This window comes from Agromyces sp. P1_H4 (assembly GCF_056405255.1).
Genome location: NZ_JBFUCL010000185.1, coordinates 1 through 7,486, shown reverse-complemented (window position 1 = coordinate 7,486; position 7,486 = coordinate 1). Strand labels below are relative to the sequence as shown.

6 protein-coding genes and 1 pseudogene are annotated in these 7,486 nt (G+C 73.0%); 4 read left to right on the top strand and 3 right to left on the bottom strand.

What is annotated here, in order from left to right; all coding sequences use genetic code 11:
- The 3 genes from AC1DY2_RS12025 to AC1DY2_RS12015 form a co-directional block, all read right to left on the bottom strand.
- A partial coding sequence (locus tag AC1DY2_RS12025; RefSeq protein ID WP_476762642.1) for a DUF4350 domain-containing protein occupies positions 1-730 on the bottom strand: 730 nt, incomplete at its 3' end.
- Positions 727-1,386 carry a DUF4129 domain-containing protein gene (locus AC1DY2_RS12020; protein WP_476762641.1) on the bottom strand — a complete coding sequence of 220 codons (660 nt, stop codon included), beginning with the start codon at positions 1,384-1,386 and terminating at the stop codon, positions 727-729. The genes AC1DY2_RS12025 and AC1DY2_RS12020, both read right to left, overlap by 4 nt.
- Positions 1,377-2,669: a glycerophosphoryl diester phosphodiesterase membrane domain-containing protein gene (locus tag AC1DY2_RS12015; protein WP_476762640.1), complete on the bottom strand. Its 1,293-nt coding sequence runs from the start codon at positions 2,667-2,669 to the stop codon at positions 1,377-1,379. The genes AC1DY2_RS12020 and AC1DY2_RS12015 overlap by 10 nt, the downstream gene beginning before the upstream one ends.
- A 210-nt stretch (positions 2,670-2,879) precedes the next feature.
- Between AC1DY2_RS12015 and mtrA the strand changes: the two genes are divergently transcribed.
- The 4 genes and pseudogenes from mtrA to AC1DY2_RS11995 all read left to right on the top strand — a co-directional run.
- Positions 2,880-3,560, top strand: a complete 681-nt coding sequence (mtrA, locus tag AC1DY2_RS12010) for an MtrAB system response regulator MtrA (protein WP_309973152.1) — start codon at positions 2,880-2,882, stop codon at positions 3,558-3,560.
- A 7-nt stretch (positions 3,561-3,567) separates the two neighbouring features.
- On the top strand, positions 3,568-5,244 hold the full coding sequence (mtrB, locus tag AC1DY2_RS12005) for an MtrAB system histidine kinase MtrB (protein WP_476762639.1): 1,677 nt from the start codon (positions 3,568-3,570) through the stop codon (positions 5,242-5,244).
- Positions 5,237-6,919, top strand: a complete 1,683-nt coding sequence (locus AC1DY2_RS12000; protein ID WP_476762638.1) for an LpqB family beta-propeller domain-containing protein — start codon at positions 5,237-5,239, stop codon at positions 6,917-6,919. The genes mtrB and AC1DY2_RS12000 overlap by 8 nt, the downstream gene beginning before the upstream one ends.
- Positions 6,920-7,013: 94 nt before the next feature.
- Positions 7,014-7,486, top strand: a pseudogene (locus AC1DY2_RS11995) (ComF family protein); the annotation flags it as partial.

Genomic DNA, 7,486 nt, shown 5'->3' with positions numbered 1-7,486 from the left:
ACCAGGCCACTTCGTCGGTGGCCCCGAGCAGGCCGATCGCGAGGGCGGCGTTGCCGGCCTCGGAGATGTGCTCGTTCGTGAACACCGTCGTGGCGCCGACGAGGGCGATCTCGCCCCCCGACGGGCCCGGCCCCGTCGCCACCGCGAAGCCGTGCTCCGCGTCGCGGAAGCAGCCCGTCCACCCGGCAGAAGTCGCGTCGGCGTCGACGGTGAGCAAGCGCTGCCCATCGGAGAGCTCGCCGGCCTGTCCGGCGGCACGCAGGTCGCAGGCCACGTCGTCGACCGTCCCGCTCGCGGCTCCGGCGAGCCGGACGCCCGGCGCGAGCGCCTCGAGGGATCGGAAGGAGGGCTCCGCCACGACCAGGCGATCGGCCGCAGCGGCGAGGTCGTCGAGTCGATCCTCGTCGAGCACGTCGAACTCGTCGTAGAGGAGCACGGTCGCGCCGCTGCGCGCGGCGTCGACGGCCTCGTCGACCGAGTGGGCCTCGGCCACGGTGACGCCGTGCTGCCGGAGCACCTCGACCAGGGCCTTGGAGCCGGCCGGCGCGGCGTTGGCGGCGCCCAACGTGGGCCCCGGCGCGCGGAAGCCGCCCTGGGCGACGAGCATGACGACGGCACCCACCACGAGCACCGCACCGATGACGATCCACGCGCGCCGCCGGCGCAGCGCCTCGCGGATGGTCGGGGTGACCGCACTCGTCGGCGTGATCGTCGGAGGCGCGACGCTCATCGAGGAGCCGCCATTGCCGCACCGCCGGCATCCGCCGGGGTGGCGGCCGCGAGCGCGAGGTCGAGCTGCACCAGCTCCTCGTATCGTGCCCGCGATCCGGATCGCCCGAGGTAGCGGACCGCGTCGAACTCCGAGGCGGCGGACCGCAGCGACTCCGCGTGGTCGGGGAACGGGGTCGACGCTGCGACGGCCACGCCCCGCGCGGTGGTTCCGGGATGCACCCGCACGAGGTCGCGGTCGACGGCGCCGCGCACGATCGCTCGGTACCGCTCCTCGATGGCGAGTGGCCAGTCGCCCGACTCGGCCGCCGCAGCGGCAGCCGCCCGCAACGCGGTCAGGTCGCGACGATCGTCGTCGTCGAAGAGCGGCGCGGGCGGCCGCTGCCGTCGGCGGAGGCGCGGCAGGCCGAACACGAGCAGGCCGACCACCACGACGAGCACCACCGCGATGACGAGGAGCAGCACGAGGAGGGGTGCGGGAATGCCGGCTGCGCCTTCGAAGAGGCTCACGAACCAGTCGCGGACCTGCTGCATGGCGAGGTCGAACGGCGTCGGCTGGGCGCTCCGGTACTCGGGTTTCGCGAGCTCGTCCTCGAGCCACCGACGCGCCTCGGGCGCGTCGGGATCGAGTGGCTCGAACAGGAGGGTCAGGACCACGCGGCCGGAGGTTCGCTTCCACGCGGCGCCGACTCGACCGGCACCCGATACGGGTCTTCGGCCGCCTGCCCCGCCTCGCGAAGCTCGACGTACCGTTCGAGTTCGAGGTCGAGGCCCTCGCGCCGCATCCGGAGGTCGATGTAGATCACGGCGACGAGTGCCGCCTGCACCACCGCCGTGATGGCGCCGATGAGCAGCGAGAGGACGAGCGTGACGATCGTCGTGATCACCGTCACTGCCAGGGCGGCGCCGGTGCCCGACGGATCGATGAGCACGGCCAGGATCGTGCCGACGATCGAGACCGGCTGCACGACGACCTGCGCCGCCACGTTGAGGATGGCGGCCACGAGCACCAGCACGCCGAACGTGCGCCAGTACGCGCCGTCGGTGAGTCGCCACGACCGAGCGACGGCGGCTCGGATGCCGACCTGCTCGAGCACGATGATGCTCGGCACGATCGCGAGCTTCACCCCGATCCAGAAGGCCACCACGAGGAGGCCGAGGCCGAGGAGGAGGCCCACGACGATGCCGATCACGAGCCCGACCGGCGACGAGGTCGAGACGGCGGCGAGGACGACCACGCCGGCCACCACGCCGAAGGCGACCAGGAGCGCCGCGGCGACCAGGAGGGTCCACCCGATCAGCGGCCAGATGCGCGCGGCCGCCCGGCGCCACAGCGCACCGAACCCGAGGCGGTCGCCGATCGTGCCCGTTGCCACGTCGACGACCATGACGCCCTGCAGGAATGCGCTCGCGACGATCGAGAGGAGCACTGGCACGAGCGACAGGAGCAGGAAGCCGCCGACCGCGCCCGAGAGGATGGCGTCGGCATCGGCGCCGGTCGCGCCCTCGAGCCTCGAGAAGGTCAGCCCGAAGAACGGCACGATCACGGCGGCCGCCGCCGCCGCGGAGACGAGCTGCACGATCAGTCCGCTGCCGAACGTCGGCGCGGGGTTGCGCCGGAGCGTGCGGAACGGCGCCCACATCAGGGTGCCGAACCCGAGGGGTCGCAGGGGGAGGAGCCCGGGCTTGGGCGGGGGCACCCATCCGGCTGCCTGCTGCGGCGCGTACCCGGGCGGCGGGGCCGCATACCCGGGCGGAGGGGCCGCGTATCCGGGCGGTGGCCCGTAGCCCTGCTGCGGCGGCGCAGACGGGGGCAGCGGGGGCGCGGACGGGGGCAGCGGGGGAGGCGTCGGCACGCCGGTCGGCGTGGGCGATGGGGCATCCGCACCGGGCCCGTGGACGGGTGCTGCGCCGGGCGCCTGCCAGTCGTGATCGGACACCTGCGTGCGCTCCTTCCAAGGGTGTGCACCATGCTCGCACACTTCGTGCAGGCCGTGGCGGGCCTGGGGATCCCCGCGGGTTCGAGGGCGCGGAGGCCCCTCAGGCGTTCAGCCGCCGTGCAGGCCGCTTCCGGACGACGCACGGGTTCCAGCGACTACAGTGGTTCCACTGCCATCGGTCCGTCCGCGGACCCCGACGGAAACAAACGGATGACCCCACGCGTACTCGTCGTCGACGACGACACGGCCCTCGCGGAGATGATCGGCATCGTGCTGCGTACCGAGGGCTTCGACCCGGTGTTCTGCGCCGACGGCACCGGTGCGCTCGCCGCCTTCCGGGAGACGAAGCCCGACCTCGTCCTGCTCGACCTGATGCTCCCCGGCATGGACGGCATCGAGGTGTGCGGCCGCATCCGGGCCGAGTCGGGCACGCCGATCATCATGCTCACGGCGAAGACCGACACTGCCGACGTCGTCAAGGGCCTCGAGTCGGGCGCCGACGACTACATGGTCAAGCCCTTCAACCCGAAGGAGCTCGTCGCCCGCATCCGCACCCGCCTGCGTCCGGCGCCCGACCCCGTGGTTGAGACGCTCGGCGTCGGCGACCTCACGATCGACGCCGCGGGCCACGAGGTACGGCGAGGCGACCAGCGCATCAACCTGACGCCCCTCGAGTTCGACCTGCTGCTCACGCTCGCCTCGAAGCCCCAGCAGGTGTTCACCCGCGAGATGCTGCTCGAGCAGGTCTGGGGCTACCACTACAAGGCCGACACGCGGCTGGTGAACGTGCACGTGCAGCGGTTGCGCGCGAAGGTCGAGCACGACCCCGACAATCCGCGCATCGTCATGACCGTGCGCGGGGTCGGCTATCGCGCCGGCGCGACCACCTAGGAGCCGCATGGCCGCGGCCGACGCCCAGTCCCCACGCGCCGCCCTCTCGTGGCGCGATGTGCCGCGCCGCCTCTCGGTGCTGTGGCGCCGATCGCTGCAGTTCCGCACCGTCATCATCACGCTCGGGCTCTCGAGCCTCGCGATCCTCGTGATCGGCCTGTACATCTCCTTCAGCGTCGCGTCGAACCTGTTCCAGGCGAATCGCGATGCCGTGCTGGAGGCATCGAACAACGCGACCGGCGCGGCCCAGAGCCTGCTGAGCGCGTCGGATGCCTCGGACCGGGCGTCCATGCAGAAATTGGTGGCCGACGCCATCAGCACCRTCTCGAGCGTCTCGGGCAGCAACGACCTCGGCCTCTTCCGGGCTCCCGGTCAGGACGCCGTGACCTTCGCCCCGTCGGACCGGCTGAGCCCGGGGCTCTCCGGGGTGATCACGCCCGAGCTCCGTTCGCAGGTGCAGGATCACCCCGACAGCCAGTACTGGCAGTCGGTCGCCCTGCCCGACGACGAGGGCGGCACGCATCCCGGCATCGTCGTCGGGAGCGACCTCGAGTTGCCGTCCGACGCCGGACGCTACGAGCTGTACATCGGGTACGACCTCGCCGAGGCGGAGCAGACGCTCGCGTTCATGCAGATCACCGGCATGGTGGGCGCGGCCGCCCTGCTCGCCCTCCTCAGCGCGATCACCCTCGTGGTCGTGCGCGGCGTCATCGAGCCCATCCGGGCGACCGCGGCCACCAGCCGACGGCTCGCCGCCGGCGACCTCGGCGTGCGCATGCCCGAGAGCGGCGAGGACGAGCTCTCGACGCTCGCGGCATCCTTCAACGGCATGGCCGACAGCCTGCAGGCGCGCATCAAGGAACTGGCCGAGCTCTCCGTCATGCAGCAGCGGTTCGTCTCCGACGTGTCGCACGAGCTGCGCACGCCGCTGACGACCATCCGGCTCGCCGGCGACGTGCTCTACGGGCAGCGCGAGGACTTCCCCGGCCCCACCTCGCGCACGGTGGAGCTGTTGCACACCCAGACCGACCGGTTCGAGCGGCTGCTCGCCGATCTCCTCGAGATCAGCCGGTACGACGCCGGATCCGTCACGCTCGCGACCGAGCCGACCAACCTCGTGCACCTCGCGGGCGACGCGATCGAGTCGATGCACCAGCTCGCCCTCGAGCACGGCACCGAGCTCCGCCTCGAGGCACCCGGCGGGCACCTCGACGCCGAGGTCGACCCGCGACGCATCCGACGGATCGTGCGGAACCTGCTCGGCAACGCGATCGAGCACGGCGAGGGTCGCCCCATCGTGGTCGCGGTCGACAGCAACGAGACCGCGATCGCGCTCTCCGTGCGCGACTACGGCATGGGCATGACGGAGGAGGAGGCCGAGCGGGTGTTCGACCGGTTCTGGCGTGCCGATCCCAGCCGCATGAGGACGATCGGCGGCACCGGCCTCGGCCTCGCGATCTCGTTGGAGGACGCGGTCGCCCACGGCGGGACCCTCGACGTGTGGTCGAAGCCCGGCGCGGGCACGGTCTTCCGACTGACGCTGCCACGGGTGCCGGGTGCCGAGGTGGTCTCGCCGTTGCCGCTCGAACCCGTCGATGCCGGCGCCGCGGGTCCCGCTCCGACCGGGGCCGTGGGCGCCGTGCCGACGCTCGAGACCGGGTCCAGGGAGGTGCACGGTGCGTAGCAGGCTCCTCGCGGCGGCATCCGCTGCGCTCATGGCGGCGCTCGCACTCGCCGGCTGCGCCTCCATCCCGAGTTCGGGTCCCGTCCAGCCGGGCGATCCCGTCGTCGCCGAAACCCCGAACGACTTCGACATCCTCGCCGATCCGCCCGCCAAGGGAGCGAGCCAGGCGCAGATCCTCGACGGGTTCCTCAACGCGGCGCAGAGCCCCCGGGAGAACTACCAGATCGCGCGGGAGTACCTCACCGACGCGTTCGCCGACGAGTGGGAACCGGGCGCGGGTGCGACCGTCGACGTGCTCGCCGAACGGGAGGTCGGCGTGGTCGACCCGACGGCGATGCGCGTCGAGGCCACCCCGGCCGCGCTGCTGCGCGACAACGGGCAGTACGAGGAGCCGGCGTCGCGGACGCCCATCCCGTTCGACTACCGGTTCGAGCAGGTCGAGGGGGAGTGGCGCATCTCGAGTGCGCCCCAGGGCATCCTCATCGACCAGGGCGAGTTCACGCAGGTCTTCCGCGACTACACGCTGTACTTCCTCGACCCGACCGGGCGCTACCTGGTGCCCGACGTGCGTTGGTATGYCGGGCGAGACTCGGCGCAGACGACCATCGTGCAGGGACTGCTGGCCGGAGCAGCCGACTGGCTGGCTCCCGGGGTCGTCTCGGCGTTCCCCGAGGGCGTGCAGCTCGAGCCGGCCTCCGTCCCCGTCGACGGCGGCGTAGCGAGCGTGTCGCTCGCGGGCGCGGCGTTCGACGACCTCGGCACCGTGCAGCGCATGCAGGCGCAGCTYGATGCCAGCCTGATCGGCGTGCGCAACATCGCGAGGGTCGACCTCACGCTGAACGGCGTCGACCCCGATGTGCCCGAGCCGGCTCGCCGACCGTCGAAGTCGCCGCGCGTGGACCCGCGCACCGTCGTCTTCGACGGCGAGACGTTCGGCTACCTCGCGGCGTCGGGGGAGTCCGTCGACCCCATCCCCGGCATCTCGGATGCGGTGGCCGCCCTGCTGCCCACCGGCGCCTCCGTGGGGATCGGCGCCGAGTCCGCGGCGGTGCGGTCGGCGGAGGGCGTCTTCCTCGTGCGCGCCGGCGAGGAGACGCAGTTGCTCGACCCTCGCGCGAACCTCGTCGTGCCTACCATCGACGGCCAGGGCGTRGTGTGGTCGGTGCCCGCGGATCACCCCGACCAGCTCGTGTGGTTCGCGCCAGACGGCACGACCGGCCAGGTCGCCGTGCCCTGGAGCGGCTCGTCGATCGCATCCATCGAGGTGTCGCGCGACTCCACGCGACTCCTGGCGATCCTCGCCGACGGCGGCCGGACCCGGTTCGTCGTCGCGGCCATCGAACGCGGCGACGACGGCCTGCCCTCCGAGCAGGGGCTCGGGCAGCTCGTGCTGAACCTGGCCGATGTGACGGGCGCACCGCTCGACGTGGCGTGGCTCGACTCGAGCACCGTCAGCTCGGTCACCGGCCTCAGCGACGGCGCCACCCGACTGGTGATCCAGGAGCTCGGCGGCATCTCGCGCGAGCGCGGCGGGCCCGAGGCCGGCATCCAGGTCGACGGCGGCAACGCCGATCTCCGAGTCCTCACGGCCGCGGGCGACCTCGACGTGCAGGTCGGCGTCGGCTGGCAGGCGCGCGCGGTCGGCATCCGCTTCGTCGCGTCGCAGCTGCCCTGACCGTCTCGTCCTCCCGAGGGCGCTGGGACCGGCGGCCGTCGTGCGCGGCGCCGACTGGTGACACCGCGCCGCCGGTGGCGTCGATGCTGAGGGCGTGGCCGCCGACTCGCTCCGCCGCGTGCAGGTGCTCGCCCGCGACGCGCTGCTCGACGCGATCGCCCTCCTCGTGCCGGTGTCGTGCGCCGGATGCGGCGCCCTCGACCGCTCGGTCTGCGCAGACTGCGTCGATGCGCTCCGGCCGAGCCCTAAGGTCGTGACCCGCGACGGCATCTCGGCGTGGGCGGCGCTCGACTACGGCGGCGTGGTGGCGCGGGTGGTCACCGCCTACAAGGACTCCTCCCGAACGGATGCCGCAGCGCCGCTCGCCCGCGCGCTGCACGCTGCCCTCGCCGAGGGCGTCGCGGCTCGGCCCGCGGGCGGCACCCTCGAGGTGTGCACCGTGCCCTCCACAGCGGCCGCCATGCGCGCCCGCGGGTATGCGCCCGTCGACGCGCTGCTCGCCCGCTGCGGCATCCGCCCGTCGCCCGTGCTCCGCCTCGCGCGCGATCGCCGCGACCAGGCCGGCCT

Coding starts and splice junctions, on each gene's coding strand:
- mtrA (WP_309973152.1), top strand. CDS start 2,880: ATGACCCCACGCGTACTCGTCGTCGACGACGACACGGCCCTCGCGGAG.